Here is an 18706-nt window from a genome sequence, read left to right on the forward strand (position 1 = left end):
TTATAATTAATTTCTTAATTTTTAAAATTTAAAACCTCTTTGAAACAACTTTGCTTTACCATTTTTTACTACTAAATAAGCTTTCTCTCCAACTATTAGAGGTAAATTATTTTTGATGTGTCCAAAGGAAAAGTTATAACCAATAGGTATATATTTTGGCAAAAACTCTTCCACTCCTTTTAAGAATTCTAAGGAATTAACTTTACCTATATCACCTATTATTATCCCCTTTATATTTTCAATTCCTAAAGTAAAAATCACTTGCAAAAATGCCCTTTCAATTCTATATTTTTTTTCATTCGTTTCTTCTATCATTAAAATTAGGGATTTTTCAGTAGGTAAATAGGTAGTCCCACATAAACTTGCCAAAGTAACCAAATTTCCTCCTAAAAGTATTCCTTCTGCCTCGCCCTCTTTATAAGCAAAACCTTCTAACTCTATATCTTTATTTCCGGCTATTACTTCTAATAGATTTTTTAAAACTTCTTCACTTAAATCTGGCAAATTAACAATCATTGGAGCGTGTAGCCCCTTTTTTTTAAATTTTTTATAAAAGTATAAATGCAAAGCTGTAATATCGCTAAATCCAATTAAAGAGGAATATATATTTATTTTTTTATTTTCGGAAAAAATTTCATCTAAATAAGGAATTAATTTTATAGCTCCAAATCCTCCTCTTACCGCCCAAATAAAGTCATATTCTTTTGCTGTAATCAATTCATAAAATAAAAAAGCTTTAAATGAAGGAAAAGATTCTGAAAAATCTACAAAAGATTTAAAGGATATATTGTTTTTTCTTAAAACTTTAATTCCTCTTTGATAGCTTCTTATAGAGGGCGGGCTTGAGGGTGAAAAAAGAGCTATTTTTATTTCTTTTTCCATAAATAATAAAGTCCTTCTAAAGTTAAATGTGGTTCTATTTTTTCTATCTTTTTAGAATAGGGAGCTATAAATTTAGCGAGTCCTCCAGTAGCTATAACTTTAGGACTTGTTCCCATTTCTTCTGAAAGTTTTTCTATTAAAAAGTCAGTAAGCCCTATAAATCCATATATTAAACCACTTTTTAAAGCTGAAATGGTGTCCTTCCCTATAACTTGAGAAGGTGGCTCACTTAAATCTATTTTGGGTAATTTAGCAGTTTTTTTAAATAAAGCTTCTGTAGAAATTAAAATACCAGGTGCTATTGCTCCTCCTAAATAAGCCCCCTTCTCTGAAACGCAATCAAAGGTTATAGCTGTTCCAAAATCAACTATAATTAAAGCACTTTTATATTTTTCCCATCCTGCTAAGGCATTTACTAACCTATCTCCTCCTACTTCACAAGGATAGAAGAGTTCTATAGGAATTTTAACAGTTTGATGATCTGCAACTAAAACTTCTCTTGCCAATAACTTTTTCCCCATTTCAACCCACCAATGTAGCACGGGCGGAACTACACAGGCAATGCAAACTCCTTTAAGGTCTTTTAAAGCTATTTTATAAATATCCAAAAAACTTTTAAGCTTTACTAAAACTTCGTGAGAAGAAACAGGTATCTCAGTTTTAAAACTAAAAGTAGCAACTAAATTGCCGTTTTCTTCAAAAACACCGCAAACTGTGGAAGTATTCCCTATATCCACAGTTAAAAGCATCTAAATTCCCTCCTTAATACTTTCTAAAAGCCAGCTTACCCAATCTTCTTTTTCTCTTCTCTTAAGTATTTTTACTTTACAGTTTTTTAAAATTTCTAAAAGTTCTTTTTCCATATTACTCATAAATCCAGATATTAAATAAAATTTAGAATCCCAAAAAGAGGAAAGATTAAATAATTCCTCTAAAAGACCTTTGTAAAGATTTGCTAAAACTAAATCTACTTTAATAGGTAAAAGCTTTTTTATATCTCCTTCTATGACCTCTGCTGAAAGACCATTTAAAATTAAATTATGTTTAGTTACTTTTACACATAAAGGATTAATATCTACAGCTATAACATCAGCTCCAAGCTTAGCCCAAAAGAGAGTTAAAATCCCTGTTCCACAACCAATATCAAGAATTTTTTGGGGTTTACCAAAATTTTGATAAAATTCCCAACTTAACTCAAGGATCATGGAGGTTGTGGGGTGAGTTCCTTCTCCGAAAACTATACTTGGATCAAAAATAAGATCCCATTCTCCTTCATACCAAAGAGGAGCTATTTTATAAGGTCCTACTTTAAAAGGTTTTAGCACTCTATTTTCATTCCATTTTTCATAGGGCATTGCATCTTTAAAATCCAGTTTAAGCCCATATTTTTTTATTAATTCCTCAACAAGCTCATCTTTTGATTTATGAAAAAAAAGAATTCCTATTCCATCTTCTTCCCATACTCCTATTAAGTCTTCATCTTCAAATTGATTAAGAGCTGGATGAAAGTTTTTAAAACTGTAAATATATAAAGTTTCGTATTTTTTATACTTGCCTTTTAACATTTTTATAAATTTTATTTTATTAACAAATTTAAATAACACAAGAAAGAAGTAAGTTCAATTCTTTTATTATATTTTCAAGATATAAAATAACTAAAATAAGGGCTAAATTTAAGATTATCCATAAAAGTAAAATAATGCGAATTCTTAAAAATTTTTTCTGAATTTTATTAAAAATTTCCTCATTTATTAGAGCATTTTTCAAAAATTCAATTCTTTCAAATATTCCATAATGATGCCAACTTTTTCTATACAATTGCCCTGTAACTTCTCCTATTTTAAATAGGGCTGAAATAATGGGTTGAGGACTTTTTAATATAATAGCAGAAAGAAAATCTGCTTCCCTTTCAAATTGTCTTAAAAAGAAAGAAAAAATGTATCTTATGTAAATAAAAGCTAAAAAAATAAGTCCTATACCTAAGCTTATTTCTAATGAAACCGGTAAAGTCTTTTTATTTTTTATAATATCAATTAATTGAGGTGAAAAATAATAGGCTATTAAAAAACTTAGTATTAAAAGCGTTAACAAAAATAAAGGGAGATTTAAGAGTAAGAGCAAAAGCCAAAAATTATGTCTTTTTTTGAGATGTCCTATCTCATGAGCTACTACTCCTAAAATCTCTTCTGGAGAAAGAATACTTAAAAGTGGTTTAGAAAAAAATAAATATTTAAAAGGGGGTAAAAAACCTATAATACCTGCTGTATAAAGCTTTTTTCCTAAGTCATCTAACACATAAATTTCACTTATTTTAACCTTATTTTTTTTCAAAAAATTTAAAATAATTTCTCTTAAAGCTAAATTGTCTAAGGGTTTTACAGGCCAAATTTTAATTATCAAAAAGGGAGAAATAATAATAATGATGATCAAAAAAAGAAAAAACTCTCCCTCAAAATTTAAATTGAAAATATTAAAAATATCTTGAAAAATAACTAATAGTAATACTGGAAGAATAATACCTAAAAGGATTTTTAAGTAATTAAGTGTAAATCTTAAAAGTAAAAACCTTACTAAGAACATATAATGCAAAAACCATAAAATTCCTATAAGAGAAGAAAAATAGATTTTATCTAAATAGGTTTTAAAACTAAGAAAACTCAAGTCTATAATATAAAAAATAAAGCTAAGACCTATAAAAATTTTATCTAAAAAATTAATAAAGTGGGATTGATAAATTTTTTTTCTAACTATTAAAAGCAAAAAAATAAAAAGGAATTCTTTAAAAATAAAAAGGGAGACGAGAAAAATTGAGGAAATTTTATAGGAAGTTACAGGAATAAACTCATAAATAATAAAAGCTAACCAAAGATATATAAGATCTTCATAGATCAAATTTTAATACCACCAATACATATAATAATCAAATTAATTCAAATAAATGAACTTTACTTTAATTAGAAACTCCAAAACAATAAAAATATATCAAAAAATAAAAATATGACAAGTCTTACATTGATTATTTATCTTTCCCACCACTTTTCAAGTTTTTCTATTTTTCTTTTAGTTAAAGTTTCTCCATTAGTGATAGTTTCATATCCTTAAATACCCATGACTTGCTCAAGGCGAAAATAATGATTTGGACATTTGAAGTGGTAAAATTATAAATTTTTCATTTCCTCCTAAAAATTTTTAACTACTATTTTCTAAAGAAGTATTTTCTTTTTTTTGTTTTTCTTTCTTTTCCTTTTCTTTTCCTTTTCTTTTCTTGCATAATCTGTAACATACCATCCAGTACCCTTTAAGATAAAACTACTTTCACTAATAAGTTTTATTAATTCTCCACCACATTCTTTACAAACTTTCAAAGGCTCATCTGTTATTTTTTGCCATACTTCAAAGTGCTTTCCACAACTTTTACATTCATATTCATAAATTGGCATCCTTCTTCACCTCCTTGAAGATTTTAAGAATAAATTTGGTCAAAATAGTAAAAAACTTTATTCATATGAGGTAAATTTGTGAAATCTTTTAAGGCTTTTTTGGTAAGATTATGCACAAATTTTTCTTCTTCCCATTTATATTTAGAATAAAAATTACTCTCATATCTAATAAATCTAACTAAATGGATCAATTCGTGAGTTAAAATATAAAGCAAAAGTTCTTTTAGAAAAGGGTTTTTTTTGTGAAAAATTTTATTTTTATTAAGACATATAACATAAAAGTCCTTTCTTTTTGATGGTAAATCATGTAATATTTTACCCTTTAAAATAGTTGCAAACCTGTTTTTAAAAAACTTGTTTTCCTTTAAAATGTATATATCATAAATTAATCTACTAATCTCTCTTTCTGAAAGCTTAAATTTTTCAATAAGATTTAATTCGCAAAGATAAAAAATATTTTCTAATTCATAAAAATTATTAAATTTTCTTAAATATGAAGTTACTTTTTTCCCTTGGGATAAGATCCTAACCAAACTACTTGAAGACAATAATTTTGCATTTCCTCCAAACATTCTTTTATCTTCTCGTCTTTAATATGTCCTTCGCAATCTAAGAAAAAAACATATTTCCAAGGTTCATCTTTAGAGGGTCTGCTTTCTATTTTAGTAAGATTTATTTTTCTTACAGCGAAACATCTAAGCACATCAAAAAGAGCACCAGGTCTATCTGCTACACTAAAAAGAAGAGAAGTTTTATCATCTCCAGTAGGTTGAACCTCTGTTTTTCCAATAATCCAAAATCTTGTAGAATTTCCTTTTATATCTTCTATATTTTTAGCTACAATCTGAAGATGATATAATTTTGCTGCTACTAAACTTGCAATTGCACCTACACTTTCATCTACAGCTGCCCATTTTGCTGCTAAAGCTGTTGAAGGAACTGTTTCAATAGGAACTGAAGGTAATTTTTTCCTTAACCATTTCCTACATTGAGCTATAGCTTGAGGATGGGAAAGTACTTTTTTAATGTCCTCTATTTTCCCAGTTTGATTCATAAGATGATGAGAAATAGATTCATAAATTTCTCCACATACTTTTAATCCATATTCATAGATAGCATCAAGAGTTGTTGCTACAACCCCTTCTATAGAGTTTTCAATAGGAACCACTCCAAAATTAACTCTTTCACTACTTACTTCTTCAAAAACATCAGTTATAGTTTCTACAGGTATAAGTTCAGCAGAGGTCCCGAAATAATTTAAAGCTGCAATGTGACTAAAAGTTGCTTCAGGACCAAGATAAGCTACTTTTATTTTTTGTTGAGCACTTCTACAAGCTTTTATAATTTCTGAATAAATTACTTTTAATGCATCCTCAGGAAAGACTTTTTGATTAATTTTTAAAACTTTATTCAAAATCTCTTTTTCTCTCAATAAATCAAAACTTTCATATCCCATATTCTCTTTAAGCTTTCCTATTTCTTTTGCAACCTCTATTCTTTCTTTTAAAAGTTCAACAATTTGTGTATCTATTTTATCAATTTTTTCTCTTAATTCTTGAAGTTTATTGTTCTTCATAATTTATCTCTACTTCGTTATTTTTTATTCTCAAAGAATGAAACAGTTTTCTTTTTACCTTCAAGTTTTTTATTTTAGGAAGGCAGCCCCAACAAAAATAAGCTCCTCTTCCACCCTCTTTTTGAAGCTTATCTAAAACTATTTTATTTTCTTTTATACAAAATCTCAATAAGTCTTTTTTAGGCATTTTTCTCTTGCAAACTATACAGGTCCTCTCAGGAACATGCCCTTTTTTAGGCATTTATCTCTTTCTTAGCTTTTTCAACAATTTTTTCTACCTCTTCTAAGGGTAGCTTTGTTAATTCAGCAATTTTTTCTATAGGTGTTTCTACAAGAGTTTTCAAATCTTTAATATTTGCTTCATAAAGATAACCTGCAATTTCATCAGATAATCCTGTTACTTTAAGTAACCTTAAAAATTCTGGTTCTTGACGTCTCAAATACTGGGTTTCGCTTAAAATGTCTATTCTCCATCCTACAAGTTTAGAAGCAAGTCTAACATTTTCTCCCTTTTTACCAATAGCAAGGGACAATTGGTCATCAGGAACAATAACTTCAAGAGTTTTATTTTCTTCATCCACTATAACTTTACTACATTCTGCTGGAGCTAAAGCATTATAAACAAATTTAGCAGGATCAGGATCCCATAAAACTACATCTATCTTTTCTTTCCCCTCCTTTTTATCAGCTTTTGCTATATTAAGTTCCTCTAAAATAGTAGAAATCCTTGAGCCTCTTACTCCTATACAGGTTCCTACAGGATCAATATTGGGATTAGTCGAGGTAACTGCAATTTTTGTTCTTGAACCGGGTTCTCTTGCTATAGCAACAATTTTAACTATACCTTCTTGAATTTCAGGTACTTCCTTTTCAAAAAGTTTTTTAACAAAAGCTGGATGTGAACGAGAAACTATAATTTGAGGCTCCTGTTGTCTATATACCTCTATAACCAAAGCTTTCAATCTATGCCCTCTAATATACTTTTCTCCAGGTACTTGTTCTTCCTCAGGTAAAAGAGCTTCTGCTCTTCCTAAGGAAAGAATTACTCCTCTTTTGTCAAATCTGTGTACATACCCACTAACTATTTCTCCAATTTTATATTTATATTCATCATATATAAGGTGTTTCTCTGCAAGTCTTAATTTTTGAGAAAAAAGTTGTTTTACAATTTGAGCAGCTATACGTCCTAAATCTTGAAGTTCCACCCTTTCTCCAATGATGTCCTCAATTTTAATGTTAGGATAAATCTTTTGAGCCTCTTCTAAGGAAATTTCTGTCTCCTTATCTTTAACTTCTGCTACCACTTTTTTTAATTTGTAAATCTCTATATCACCCTTTTCTTCATCATATTTAACTTCAATACGGGCTTTGTTACCAAATCGTTTTTTTGCTGCAGTTCTAATCCCTTCAATTAAAGCCTCAACAACTATCTCCTTAGATAAACCCTTTTCTTTACTTAAACTTTCTATAACCCTTTTTAATTCTCCCGGCATAGATATTCTCCTCTACTTTAAAATTCATTTAAACTTAATTTTAGGCTGTAAATTTGCTTTTTTAATATTATCCAAAGAAAACTCCCAAACTTTCCCTTCTACTTCCATCTGAACCAAATCTCCTTTTATTCCTAAAATAATACCTGTAAAATTTTTTCTCCCAGAAATAGGTGTTTTTAAAATAATTTTAGCTTTCTCTCCTTTAAATCTTTCGTAATCTTCTTTTTTAACCAAAGGTCTTTCTATCCCCGGAGAAGAAACTTCTAACACATAGGAATGATGAATAAGATCTTCTTTATCTAATATTTTGCTTATCATTTCGCTTATTTTTGCACAATCTCCTACAGTAACTCCTCCTGGTTTATCTATAAAAATTCTTAAAACCCAACCTCCTCTTTCCCTTCTCCATTCTAAATCCACTAACTCTATATTTTTTCTTAAAATAGGAATTTCTATAATCTCTCTAATTTTATCTTTAATTTCTTTTTCCATAATCTTAAAATTAAAAATTATTTTTTAAAATTATATCACAAATATACCAAAAATTATCAATTTTAAAAGTGAAGTTTTAGATTTTGATTTCTCTTTTACTTAGTATATAGAGAAATAGCTACAGGATTTAAATCAGCTTAAAGATCTTTTAAAAATTACAACTTAAAGATAAAATTAGGTTTTCTTTAAGCTTTTCAATTTCTTCTTGATATTCCTTTGCTGGTCTTTCTATACCACAGGTAAGACACCTTACCTTAGCATTAGCTCAAGTTCCTTCTATAACTGCCTTACCTCCGCAGTATTTACAAATAAGGTGTCCTTTATTATCTTTGTTTTCAAAAAAATCAAACGAACTCATTTTTTAACTCCCTCTAATTAAAGTATTTTATAGGTTAACTATTTTTATTTTCTCGTCAAGAGACAATAAATACAAAAGGGAACTATTATGAAAGATATTGAAAGGAAAAACTATTGTGCTACTTTTAGGATATTCATAAAATTATAAATATAAAGATGAAATCTTCAAAAAGTATACTTATTTCAGCTGGACTTATTGGGAATGTAATTGAGTGGTATGATTTTATTGTCTATGGATACTTTGCACAAGTTTTTGCTAAACTCTTTTTTCCAACCCATGATCCTGTAGTATCTCTTATTTTAAGCTTTTTAACTTTTGCAGTTGGTTTTTTAGCTCGTCCTCTTGGTGCTCTTTTAATTGGCTATTTAGCAGATAAAAAGGGTAGAAAACCAGCCTTGGTTCTTTCTATATATCTTATGGCGGTTCCTTCGATCCTTATTATGCTTCTTCCTACTTATCAAAGTATAGGAATTGCTGCTCCTTTCATTCTTGGAATTCTAAGAATTTTCCAGGGTCTTTCTGCTGGTGGAGAATATACTACTTCAGTTACTTTTTTACTTGAGCATAGCAACCCTGAGCGCAGAGCCTTTTATGCAAGTATTAACCTTTCAGGAGCTATTCTTGGTATTCTTATTGGTTCTTTTGTAGCTACTCTTTTTCATCGAATTTTTTCTATGGAAGAGATTCTATCTTATGCTTGGCGATTGGTTTATCTTCCTTCTATTATTTTAATTTTCTTAGGAGTTATTATATTAAAAAGAACCTATGAAACCCCTTCTTTTGTTAAAGAGATCTTGTCTCCTTCCCGGGGATTTCCTCTTTTTACCGCTATAAAACATTATAAAAAATCCTTAGTCTTAACCTTAGCTTTATCAGCAGTGCAAGGAGTTGCCTTTTTTACTCTTTTTGTCTATTTGTCTACTTATTATAATAGAATTTTAAAACTCCCAGCTGACCAATCTTTTTTAATTAACACTTTAGCCATGTTACTTCTTGATCTACTTATCCCAATTATAGCCCTTCTTTCAGACCGCTATGGAAGAAGGCCTTTTTTCTTAATTTCCCTTTCTCTTTATAGTTTTCTTTCTATAGGACTTGTTAAGCTCATGCTGTCTGCAGTTTTTATGACTGTTCTTTTAAGCCACCTTATCTTTGCCTTAATATCTTCTCTCTTTATGAGTATTCTTCCTGCTACCTTAGCAGAGTTATTCCCTGTTAAAATAAGAGGAACCTCTTTTTCAGTTCTTTATAATATATCCCTTGCTATCTTTGGTGGAACTGTACCAATGGTTTGTACCCATTTTGTAGAAAAACTTAACATTTTAACTTTTCCAGGAATTTATCTTTCAGCAATTTCAGCTTTAGCCCTTATTTTATCAATCCTTTTTCTACCTGAAACAAATCCAAGAAAATCTAAAATTAAGTAAAATTTTCTAAATTATTTTACAATTTCATAAGTCATACTTTTTATAAAACAGCTTTTTACCAATTTCTACTGTTAAAATATAAAATATGATTACTATCGCTATGAAAATGTAAAGTTGAATAGTCAAGGGTTTAAGTTCTAAAAGTTTACCAGGAGGTGTAAAAGGTAAAATAAAAACTATTATAGATATTGCAAGTGTATTTAGGAGTAGAAAAATTGAGGGATTGCTATTTAAGAAGAATTTCTTGGTACGTAAAACCAATAAAATAAATATTTGTGTCAAAAGACTCTCAAGAAACCAGGCAGAACGGAAAAGTTCTATGCTTGTCTTAAAAATGAAAAGCAAAGAAGTAAAAGTTATAAAATCAAATATTGAGCTTATTAATCCAAAAACTATCATAAATTTTTTAATAAACTCTATATCCCACTTTTTTGGACTTTTTATCCAATCTTCATCTACATTATCAGAAGGTATAGACATCACAGCAGTATCTGATAAAAGATTAGTTGTTAATACTTGTTTTGGCAACATAGGAAGAAAGGGCACGATAAAAGATGCTCCTGTCATAGAAAATACATTCCCAAAGTTAGAACTAACTTGCATAAAAAGATATTTCATAGTATTTAAAAAAGTTTTTCTACCTTCAAGGATAGAATCTATTATGGTATGTAAATCTGACTTTAAAAGAACTATATCTGCGCTTTCTTTTGCCACATCTACTGCATTTTCAACAGATATTGCCACATCTGCACTTCTCATTGCAGCGACATCGTTTATACCATCTCCCATATAACCAATTACATAACCTGCTTTTCTAAGTGCAAGAACTATTCTATCTTTTTGTAATGGAGAAAGTTCAGCAAATATAAAAGTATCTTTTACTCTTTTAATGAGAGCATCCTCAGAAAATTTATTAATTTCATCACCACTTAATACTCTACCTTTAAGCCCAAGATTTTCAGCTATATGCTGAGCTACAAATTTGTTATCTCCTGTAATTATTCTTAATTCTATCCCTAAACTTAAAAGTCTATCAATTAAATCTTTTGCATCTTCTTTTAATGGATCATGGAGAATAACGAAACCAAGAAAGATTTCCTCATTCTCATCTTTAAAATCAATTTTGTCTTTATCAACTTGTTTGTAAGCTACAGCAATTAATTTAAAACCTTGACCACTATAATATGTGTAAAGCTTTTCAATCTTTTGAATAACTTCTTTAATATTAACAACCTTTCCATCAATTTCTGCATAGCTACAAATTTCTATTACATGAGAATAAGCACCTTTTGTGATTAATAGATTTTGCATATCTTTTTTAACAAGAACTGATAATCTTTTTCTGTTAAAATCGTAGGGAAGTTCATCTAACTTTTTAAATTCCGAAATATTGACAGATTTTAAGCTTTCTTTTATTGCTTCGTCTATAGGGTTTTTATAGCCGGTTTGAAAATAAGAGTTTATACAAGAAAATAGAGCCGTCTTTTCGTCATCTTCATCATTTATATTTTTAAATGCAAACACTTTCATCTTTCCTTCTGTCAATGTTCCAGTCTTATCACAACACAGAACATTCATACTACCAAAATTTTCTATGGATGCCAATCTTTTTACTATTGCACCTTTGTGAGCCATATATCTTGCACCATAAGAAAGACCCACACTTATTACTGCAGGTAGAAGTACTGGGGTTATACCAATTCCAAGAGAAAGGGCAAATAAAAGGGAATTTATTACACCTCTATTATAGTAAGCATTGACTGCGAAAACAATTATTATAAGAATTGTAGCTATTTCAAGGAGTGTATACCCAAATCTTCTTAAACCTCTTTCAAAGTCTGTTCTTCCTTTACCAAGTCTTAGTCTATCTACAATTTTTCCATATTCAGTATCCTTGCCAGTTTTTATAACTTCCATAACTCCAAATCCACTTATTACATGGGTTCCCATAAAAAGATTGCTTCCTTCAAATTTTTCAACAGGATATGCCTCCCCAGTCATTAAAGATTCATTTACAAATAAATCTTTAACTTTAAGTATTACACCATCAGCAGGTATCATATCTCCTGCTCGCAAGATAACTATATCTCCTGGAACTACATATTCAATTGGTATTTCCATTTCTTTACCATCTCTTATCACTGCTACATAAGTTTTAACCATAGAAAGAAGCTTTTCTATAGTTTTATAAGCACCTCTTTCCTGCCAAAAATCTAAGAGCCCTCCAAGTAATATGATACTAATTATTATAAAAGCATCTATTTTTTCACCTAAAATAGCCGAGAGTAAAGCAGTAAAAAAAAGTAGTAAAATATAAGGACTTTTAAATTGATTTATTAATAACTTTATATCTTTAAATTTTCTATCTTCCTTTATCTTATTATAACCATACTTTTTAAGCCTTTCTTCCGCATCTTTTGTAGATAGACCTAATCTTTCAGAAAGTTCAATTTCCATAAAAAAATCTCCTTATAAACGTTTAAATAAATTTATTATAGAGAAATTTTTTGTAAAGTTTATTTTATATTAAAAATCTGAATAGAAAAAATTATAGCAAATTAAGCTAAGATTAAGCATCTTCTAAAGGAAATATTCATCAAATAATGTGTTTGATAGTCCAATAGACCTTATTAGTAGGAGATATCAAATAAAAATTTTTCTGTAGTTAAAAATTTTTATTTGGAGGAAGCATAGCTTTAACTATAAGTCCTACATCTACTCATCTTTTAAATGATGACGAAGAGGTATATACCTACTAATAGATGGTTAGTCTTTGGACCCATTTTGCTGCTATTGCTGGAGTAGGACCTTTAATTGGACCAGTTTTAGCTGCACAATTTGGATATCTACCCGGTTTTTTCTGGATTTTAATCAGAGGCGTTTTAGCAGGAGCTGTACACGACATGGTAATACTTTTAAGAATTGATTTTCTCTTAGCTCTTGTCAAAACTATGTTAAAAAGATTTATAACCTCTATTGCTTTATTTTCTAAATCCCTTTCTGAGTAAATCTTCTACTAAATTAACTACAAGTTCAGCTTCAAAAGGATTTTCAAAAGATGTAATTCCACTGGCTAAGAATGTAACTTTTCTAAATTAATTGTCAAAAGTACAAAATAAAATGTGATAAGTTACGTAGAGATGGTATAATGTATTAGTTTAAATTTTATATTTAACTTTATGAGAAAATATGGAGCGGGCGACGGGATTCGAACCCGCGACCTGAAGCTTGGGAAGCTTCCGCTCTACCCCTGAGCTACGCCCGCTTTATTATAATTATAATTAATTTTAAAATTTTAACAAGCAAAAATTTAGGAGGGTTAATTTGAAGGAAAATTACGATGTAATTATTGTTGGTGCAGGACCTGCAGGAATATTTGCTGCCTTAGAAATTATCTCAAAAAGTAATCTAAAGGTTGCTATAATTGAAAAAGGAAAAGATATTGATAAAAGAACCTGTTATATAGAAAAATTAGGGAAATGTTTAAATTGCAAAGTTTGCGATATGCTAAATGGTTGGGGAGGAGCAGGTGCTTTTAGTGATGGAAAACTCAATCTTTCTCCTGAGATTGGAGGATTTCTTTTAGATTATATTCCAAGAGAAGAACTGATTGATCTAATTAATTATGTAGACAGTATATATGTAAAAATGGGAGCCCCCCAAAAAATTTACACCTTAGATGAACTTAATATAGAAAGAATTAAAAAATTATGCTCTAAACAAGGACTTATATTTATACCTTCAAAAATAAGACATATAGGAACTGAAAAATGTAAGGAAATTTTAAAAAATTTAAAAGAAGAAATTTCAAAAAAAGCTGATATTCTTTTTGAAAAATCTGTATCTAAAATTTTAACTTCAGGAAAAAAGGTAAAAGGAGTTCAATTAAAAGATGGAACTAAAATTATGGCTAATTATGTAATTGTTGCTCCAGGAAGGGCAGGAAGTAGTTGGTTAGAAGTTGAGGCAAAAAGATTAAATCTAAATACTAAAATAAATCCTGTAGACATTGGAGTTAGGGTAGAAGTCCCAGCTTCTGTAATGGACGAGTTAACCTCTCTTTGCTATGAGCCAAAATTTCTTTATTATTCTAAAACTTTTGATGATCCTGTGAGAACTTTTTGTGTTAATCCATATGGAGAGGTTATCATAGAAAATGTAGAAGGGGTATGGACAGTAAATGGACATAGTTATAGTTATAAAAAAACAGATAATACCAATTTTGCTATTTTATGTAGCACTTACTTTACTGAACCCTTTAAAGATCCAATTTTATATGGAAAAAGTATTGCAAAACTTGCCAATCTTTTAGGAAAAGAAGTTTTGGTTCAAAGATTAGAAGATATTAGAAAAGGAAGAAGGTCAACAGAAGCAAGAATTTCTAGAAATCCAGTTAAACCCTCCCTAAAAATTGCTACTCCTGGAGATCTTAGTTTTGTTTTACCTTATAGATATTTAGTAAATATTCTTGAAATGCTCGAAGCTCTTGATAAGATCCTCCCTGGTGTTAATTCTCCCCATACTTTACTTTATGGAGTGGAGGTTAAATTTTATAGCCTTAGATTTGAATTAAGTCGCTCCCTTGAGACAAAAATTAAAAATCTTTTTATAGCTGGAGATGGAGCAGGAATCACAAGAGGTCTTATTCAAGCTTCGGTCTCAGGAGTTATAATTGCAAGAGAAATTGTAAAAAGGAGCTTAATTTTAGGTTAAAAATTAAAATTAAAATGCAAATCCTAAATTTTATGCTATAATTTTAAAAAATCGCTTCTAAAGGAGGTTTTATTTTATGAATGCAAAAATTGAAACCTCAAGATTAGAAAAAATATTGAAAAAAATTGAAGGAGTTGCAGACAAAAGAGCTTCTATGGCTGTTTTATCTATGGTCTTGATAGAATATAAACCTACGGAAAGCTATCTCCATTTGCTTTCTACTGATTTGGAAATAGGTTATAAAGGAAAAATATTTGCTGAAGTTGAAGGAGAGGAAACCTCCTTCTGTGTGCCTGCAAGAAAATTTTATGAAATAGTTAAAAACTTTCCTGAAGATGAAATTTATTTAATTAAAGACGAGAATAGATTAGTTATTAAGGATGCACAGGAAAGAATTGTATATAATTTAGCTATTACAGATAGTGAAGAATTCCCAAGTTTACCTGAATTCATAGAAGAAAATGCTATAGAAATTCCAGGAAAGGTCTTAGCTGAACTTATTTCAAATACTATTTTTTCTACCTCTAAAGAAGAAAGTCATTTTGTATTAGGAGGTATTTATTTTGAACCTATAAAAGAGGAAGGTATTTTAAGAGCTGTTGCTTCAGATGGGCATAGACTGGTTAAACTTGATAGAGAAGTAATAGGAATAGAAAATGTAAATTTTAACGAAGGATTTATCGTGGGAAGAAAAGCTGCTAAACAAATAGAAGATATTGCAGAAGAAGAATTAATAGTAAAATTGGGGTATATAAACAATTATGTAGTAATATGGACATCAAATTCGGTCTTTTTTGCAAGAACTATTGAAGGAACTTATCCAGATTATAGAAGCGTAATACCTTCTCATTATGAAAATGTTTTAAAAGTAGATAGAAAACTGCTAATGGATGCTTTAAAAAGGGTGTCTCTAATAATACCAGAAAAATTTAAACCTGTTACTTTTGATCTAAAACCTGACGAAATCATTCTTTCTTCTCAAGAAGTAGAATTAGGAAAAGCTCAGATTAAGCTTAGTGCTATTTATGAAGGAAAACCTCTTACAGTAAATTATAATGCGGATTATATTTTAGATGCTTTAGAAGTAATGAATTCAGAAGAAGTAGAAATAAAAATAGGTGAAGAGAGAACTCCTGCTTTAATAACCGGTAGAAGAGACGAAGGTTTTCTTTATTTGGTAATGCCTATGATCTTATAAAGATTATGAAGATTCTCAGTAAAAAAGAAAAGGAATCTCAAAAAAATATGGATTTTACCCAAAATTACGAAGCAAGTAGCATCAAGGTCCTCTCTGGTTTAGAGGGAGTCAGAGCTCGTCCTGCAATGTATATAGGATCAACAGATATCTCGGGTTTTCATCATCTTTTATGGGAAGTTCTTGATAATGCGGTTGATGAAGCTTTAGCTGGATATGCTACAGAAATAATTGTAACTCTTCATAAAGATGGATCTGCAAGTTGTGAAGATAATGGTAGGGGGATTCCAACAGATATACATCCTGAAGAAGGTATTTCAGCACTTGAGCTTGTAATGACAAGACTTCATGCTGGTGCTAAGTTTGATCACGGTGTGTATAAAGTTTCTGGAGGTCTTCACGGAGTAGGTGTTTCTGTAGTTAATGCCCTTTCAGAATGGTTAATTGCTGAAGTTTATAGAGATGGAAAAATTTTTAGACAAACTTATAAAAGAGGAATCCCCGACGGTCCGATACAAGTTGTAGGTGAAACTAAGAAAAGGGGAACCTTGGTAAGATTTAAACCTGATCCGGAAATTTTTGGGAACTTAGAATTTGATTTAGAAATAGTTCAAAAAAGAATAAAAGAATTATCTTATTTAAATCCAGAAATCAAATTTTATTTAATTGATGAAAGAATCGGATTTTTTGAGAAATATCATTACAAAGGCGGTATTGTTGAGTTAGTAAAAGCTCTAAATGCTAAAAAAAATCCTATTCATTCAAAGGTTATTTATATTTCAGGAGAAAAAGAAAATGTTAAAGTAGAAGTAGCTATTCAATATAATTCAAGTTATACAGAAACTTTATACAGTTATGTAAATAATATTCATACCAAGGAAGGAGGAACCCACGTTATTGGTTTTAGAAGTGCATTAACAAAAGCTATAAACAGATATATTTCCGATGAAAAAATTCCTAAACAATTTAAGATCAAAGTGGAAGGTGAAGATGTAAAAGATGGACTTTGTGCTGTTATATCTCTAAAAGTGCCTGATCCTCAATTTGAAGGTCAAACAAAAATGAAGCTCGGAAATAGCGAAATTAAACCTATTGTTGAATCTATTGTATATGAAGGTTTAATAAAATTTTTAGAAGAAAACCCAAGTGAAGCTAAAAAAATTATTCAAAAAATAACTATTGCTGCTAAAGCAAGAGAAGCTTCCAAAAAAGCAAGAGAACTTATAAGAAAAAAGAGTGAAATAGAAGAATTTTTAGTAGCTGGAAAGCTTGCAGATTGTTCTGAAAAAGATCCTGAAAAAAGAGAACTTTTTATAGTAGAAGGAGATTCTGCAGGAGGCTCAGCTAAACAAGCAAGGGATCGTAGATTTCAAGCTATTCTTCCTTTAAGAGGAAAAATCTTAAATGTAGAAAAGGCAAATATAGAAAAAATGCTTTCCTCAGAAGAGATAAAAAGTATAATTGCAGCTTTGGGAGCTGGCATAGGACCTGATAATTTTAATCCTGAAAAATGTAGATATCATAAAATTATAATTATGACTGATGCTGATATAGATGGAGCACACATTAGAACTCTTCTTCTTACTTTTTTCTATCGACAAATGCCTGAATTAATAGAAAAAGGCTGGCTTTTCATAGCTCAACCTCCTCTTTATCGAGTCGTAGAGGGAAAAAAAGAAACCTATTTAAAAGATGATGAAGAATTGGACAAGTATATTTTAAAAAGAATTTCAGAAGGAGTAAAAGCCTATTTTATAAAAGACTCTCTTAAAGAAAAAATAGAAATTAAAGACTTTCGCAACCTCTTCTTAACCTGTGCAAAACTTGATAGAATATTGTTAAATCTCTTCAAAAAAAATTATCCTCCTCAAGTTATCTTACTACTTTTGAAAGCAGGACTAAACAATCTTTCTTTCTTTGAAGACCTTTCTAAAATGGAATCCTTAGCTAAGGATTGTCAAAATTTAGGTTTCAAAATCTCTAAAATAAAACCAAGTGATTATAATCCTAAATACTATGAATTTTTTATATATTCAGAAAAGGAAAGCTTTATTTCAACTCGTATAGGCCCTGAACTTATTTTAGAAAAAGATTATAGAGAAGCCTTTAAAATTTTTGAAAACTTAAGACCTTATGTTTTTTATAAATTACAAATTGTTTATAAAGATTCAATTAAGGTATGGGAAAATTGGATCTTTTATATAGGGGAATTTTTACAATATTTAAGAGAGGAAGGAAGAAAGGGGCTTTTTATTCAAAGATATAAAGGTCTTGGAGAAATGAATTCTAAACAATTGTGGGAAACTACTATGGATCCAAAAAACAGAGTTCTTAAAAAGGTAAGTATTTATGATGCAGAAAAAGCTGATGAACTCTTTTCTATTCTTATGGGTGAAGATGTAGAACCTCGTAAAGAATTTATTTATCAACATGCCTTAGAATATAGAGAACTTGATATTTAAACAAAAATGAATTCAAAATTACTTAAAAAAAATTTAAAATTAGTTTTATCTAAAAAAGAAATCTCTCAAAAAATTAAAGAATTAGCTAAAAAAATTGAAAAAGATTATAAGGATGAGCCTTTAATATTTATTGGAACCCTTAAAGGAGCTTTTATTTTTTTAGCTGATCTAGTGAGAAATATTAAAAATCCCAATGTGGAAATCGATTTTGTAAGGGTTAGAAGTTATGGATTTTCGGATACATCTTCTGGTAAAGTAGAAATTACAAAAGATATTGAAGTTTCCTTAGAAGGTAAAAATGTTATCTTAGTAGAAGATATAGTTGATACAGGTATTACTTTAGAATTTCTTTATAATTACATAAAAACCCTTAATCCTAAGAGTTTAAAAATTTGCGTTTTAATTGATAAAAAAGAAAGAAGAAAAGTAAGGATTCCTATAGATTATGTAGGTTTCGAAATAGAAAAAGGTTTTTTAGTAGGTTATGGACTTGATTTTGCTGAAAAATATAGGCATTTACCTCACATAAAAGAGGTTATAAAAAATGAGTAAAAAGAAATTTGTATGGAATTATCTCAAAAATAGTCCTTGGTATATGTGGGTGATAAGAATTACAGGGGCAATTCTTATTGCTTATATTGTAATTAATGCCTTAAAACTTAAATAGC

General features: G+C 29.3%; 17 protein-coding genes, 1 tRNA gene and 1 pseudogene. 7 read left to right on the forward strand and 12 right to left on the reverse strand.

Going from position 1 to position 18706, the window contains the following annotated elements:
* Positions 1–21: 21 nt before the first annotated feature.
* The 10 genes from TOPB45_RS07575 to TOPB45_RS07620 all read right to left on the reverse strand — a co-directional run bounded on the left by TOPB45_RS07575 (position 22) and on the right by TOPB45_RS07620 (position 7883).
* Complete coding sequence (locus TOPB45_RS07575) at positions 22–882, reverse strand: LD-carboxypeptidase (protein WP_013910247.1); 861 nt, start codon at positions 880–882, stop codon at positions 22–24.
* On the reverse strand, positions 867–1631 hold the full coding sequence (locus TOPB45_RS07580; RefSeq protein ID WP_013910248.1) for a type III pantothenate kinase: 765 nt from the start codon (positions 1629–1631) through the stop codon (positions 867–869). The genes TOPB45_RS07575 and TOPB45_RS07580 overlap by 16 nt, the downstream gene beginning before the upstream one ends.
* Complete coding sequence (locus TOPB45_RS07585) at positions 1632–2447, reverse strand: 50S ribosomal protein L11 methyltransferase (RefSeq protein ID WP_144011501.1); 816 nt, start codon at positions 2445–2447, stop codon at positions 1632–1634.
* Positions 2448–2475: 28 nt separating this feature from the next.
* Entirely contained in the window at positions 2476–3774 is a 1299-nt protein-coding gene (locus TOPB45_RS07590; protein WP_013910250.1) for a M48 family metallopeptidase, read from the reverse strand.
* Between the two features lie 311 nt (positions 3775–4085).
* Positions 4086–4322, reverse strand: a complete 237-nt coding sequence (locus TOPB45_RS07595) for an FmdB family zinc ribbon protein (RefSeq protein ID WP_013910251.1) — start codon at positions 4320–4322, stop codon at positions 4086–4088.
* Between the two features lie 23 nt (positions 4323–4345).
* The gene (locus TOPB45_RS08665; RefSeq protein WP_049774825.1) at positions 4346–4855 is read right to left on the reverse strand and encodes a hypothetical protein; all 510 of its coding nucleotides are present in this window, start codon (positions 4853–4855) and stop codon (positions 4346–4348) included.
* Positions 4822–5898: a prephenate dehydratase gene (gene pheA, locus TOPB45_RS07605; protein ID WP_013910253.1), complete on the reverse strand. Its 1077-nt coding sequence runs from the start codon at positions 5896–5898 to the stop codon at positions 4822–4824. Before pheA ends, TOPB45_RS08665 begins: the two co-directional genes overlap by 34 nt.
* Complete coding sequence (locus tag TOPB45_RS07610) at positions 5885–6139, reverse strand: YlxR family protein (RefSeq protein WP_013910254.1); 255 nt, start codon at positions 6137–6139, stop codon at positions 5885–5887. Before TOPB45_RS07610 ends, pheA begins: the two co-directional genes overlap by 14 nt.
* Positions 6132–7391 carry a transcription termination factor NusA gene (nusA, locus tag TOPB45_RS07615; RefSeq protein ID WP_013910255.1) on the reverse strand — a complete coding sequence of 420 codons (1260 nt, stop codon included), beginning with the start codon at positions 7389–7391 and terminating at the stop codon, positions 6132–6134. The genes TOPB45_RS07610 and nusA overlap by 8 nt, the downstream gene beginning before the upstream one ends.
* Before the next feature lie 24 nt (positions 7392–7415).
* Positions 7416–7883, reverse strand: a complete 468-nt coding sequence (locus TOPB45_RS07620; RefSeq protein WP_013910256.1) for a ribosome maturation factor RimP — start codon at positions 7881–7883, stop codon at positions 7416–7418.
* Between the two features lie 513 nt (positions 7884–8396).
* Here TOPB45_RS07620 and TOPB45_RS07625 point away from each other — a divergent pair.
* Positions 8397–9668, forward strand: coding sequence for an MFS transporter (locus tag TOPB45_RS07625; RefSeq protein ID WP_013910258.1), 1272 nt, complete (start codon positions 8397–8399; stop codon positions 9666–9668).
* Between the two features lie 24 nt (positions 9669–9692).
* Here the strand turns inward: TOPB45_RS07625 and mgtA are convergent, their stop codons facing one another.
* Positions 9693–12125, reverse strand: a complete 2433-nt coding sequence (gene mgtA, locus TOPB45_RS07630; RefSeq protein WP_013910259.1) for a magnesium-translocating P-type ATPase — start codon at positions 12123–12125, stop codon at positions 9693–9695.
* A gap of 288 nt (positions 12126–12413) precedes the next feature.
* Between mgtA and TOPB45_RS09275 the strand changes: the two are divergent.
* Positions 12414–12583 (forward strand): annotated as a pseudogene (locus tag TOPB45_RS09275) (carbon starvation CstA family protein); the annotation flags it as partial.
* 275 nt (positions 12584–12858) lie between these two features.
* Here TOPB45_RS09275 and TOPB45_RS07640 read toward each other — a convergent pair.
* Positions 12859–12933 (reverse strand) — tRNA-Gly (locus TOPB45_RS07640).
* Between the two features lie 59 nt (positions 12934–12992).
* Between TOPB45_RS07640 and TOPB45_RS07645 the strand changes: the two genes are divergently transcribed.
* The 5 genes from TOPB45_RS07645 (at position 12993) to TOPB45_RS09190 (ending at position 18705) form a co-directional block, all read left to right on the forward strand.
* Positions 12993–14381: an NAD(P)/FAD-dependent oxidoreductase gene (locus tag TOPB45_RS07645; protein WP_013910260.1), complete on the forward strand. Its 1389-nt coding sequence runs from the start codon at positions 12993–12995 to the stop codon at positions 14379–14381.
* Between the two features lie 76 nt (positions 14382–14457).
* On the forward strand, positions 14458–15579 hold the full coding sequence (dnaN, locus tag TOPB45_RS07650; RefSeq protein ID WP_013910261.1) for a DNA polymerase III subunit beta: 1122 nt from the start codon (positions 14458–14460) through the stop codon (positions 15577–15579).
* A gap of 5 nt (positions 15580–15584) precedes the next feature.
* The gene (gyrB, locus tag TOPB45_RS07655) at positions 15585–18038 is read left to right on the forward strand and encodes a DNA topoisomerase (ATP-hydrolyzing) subunit B (protein WP_013910262.1); all 2454 of its coding nucleotides are present in this window, start codon (positions 15585–15587) and stop codon (positions 18036–18038) included.
* A gap of 6 nt (positions 18039–18044) precedes the next feature.
* Positions 18045–18590, forward strand: coding sequence for a hypoxanthine phosphoribosyltransferase (gene hpt / locus TOPB45_RS07660; RefSeq protein WP_013910263.1), 546 nt, complete (start codon positions 18045–18047; stop codon positions 18588–18590).
* Positions 18583–18705, forward strand: coding sequence for a hypothetical protein (locus TOPB45_RS09190; protein ID WP_013910264.1), 123 nt, complete (start codon positions 18583–18585; stop codon positions 18703–18705). Before hpt ends, TOPB45_RS09190 begins: the two co-directional genes overlap by 8 nt.
* The last annotated feature ends 1 nt before the right edge of the window (position 18706 follow it).

It is taken from the genome of Thermodesulfobacterium geofontis OPF15 (assembly GCF_000215975.1).
In the GTDB taxonomy this organism is placed as follows: Bacteria; Desulfobacterota; Thermodesulfobacteria; order Thermodesulfobacteriales; family Thermodesulfobacteriaceae; genus Thermodesulfobacterium; species Thermodesulfobacterium geofontis.

What these genes read in the sequence shown, in the direction of transcription:
- TOPB45_RS07575 (WP_013910247.1), bottom strand. Translation starts at nt 882, where the DNA reads ATGGAAAAAGAAATAAAAATAGCTCTTTTTTCACCCTCAAGCCCGCCC.
- TOPB45_RS07580 (WP_013910248.1), bottom strand. Translation starts at nt 1,631, where the DNA reads ATGCTTTTAACTGTGGATATAGGGAATACTTCCACAGTTTGCGGTGTT.
- TOPB45_RS07585 (WP_144011501.1), bottom strand. Translation starts at nt 2,447, where the DNA reads ATGTTAAAAGGCAAGTATAAAAAATACGAAACTTTATATATTTACAGT.
- TOPB45_RS07595 (WP_013910251.1), bottom strand. Translation starts at nt 4,322, where the DNA reads ATGCCAATTTATGAATATGAATGTAAAAGTTGTGGAAAGCACTTTGAA.
- pheA (WP_013910253.1), bottom strand. Translation starts at nt 5,898, where the DNA reads ATGAAGAACAATAAACTTCAAGAATTAAGAGAAAAAATTGATAAAATA.
- TOPB45_RS07610 (WP_013910254.1), bottom strand. Translation starts at nt 6,139, where the DNA reads ATGCCTAAAAAAGGGCATGTTCCTGAGAGGACCTGTATAGTTTGCAAG.
- nusA (WP_013910255.1), bottom strand. Translation starts at nt 7,391, where the DNA reads ATGCCGGGAGAATTAAAAAGGGTTATAGAAAGTTTAAGTAAAGAAAAG.
- TOPB45_RS07620 (WP_013910256.1), bottom strand. Translation starts at nt 7,883, where the DNA reads ATGGAAAAAGAAATTAAAGATAAAATTAGAGAGATTATAGAAATTCCT.
- TOPB45_RS07625 (WP_013910258.1), top strand. Translation starts at nt 8,397, where the DNA reads ATGAAATCTTCAAAAAGTATACTTATTTCAGCTGGACTTATTGGGAAT.
- mgtA (WP_013910259.1), bottom strand. Translation starts at nt 12,125, where the DNA reads ATGGAAATTGAACTTTCTGAAAGATTAGGTCTATCTACAAAAGATGCG.
- dnaN (WP_013910261.1), top strand. Translation starts at nt 14,458, where the DNA reads ATGAATGCAAAAATTGAAACCTCAAGATTAGAAAAAATATTGAAAAAA.
- gyrB (WP_013910262.1), top strand. Translation starts at nt 15,585, where the DNA reads ATGAAGATTCTCAGTAAAAAAGAAAAGGAATCTCAAAAAAATATGGAT.
- hpt (WP_013910263.1), top strand. Translation starts at nt 18,045, where the DNA reads ATGAATTCAAAATTACTTAAAAAAAATTTAAAATTAGTTTTATCTAAA.
- TOPB45_RS09190 (WP_013910264.1), top strand. Translation starts at nt 18,583, where the DNA reads ATGAGTAAAAAGAAATTTGTATGGAATTATCTCAAAAATAGTCCTTGG.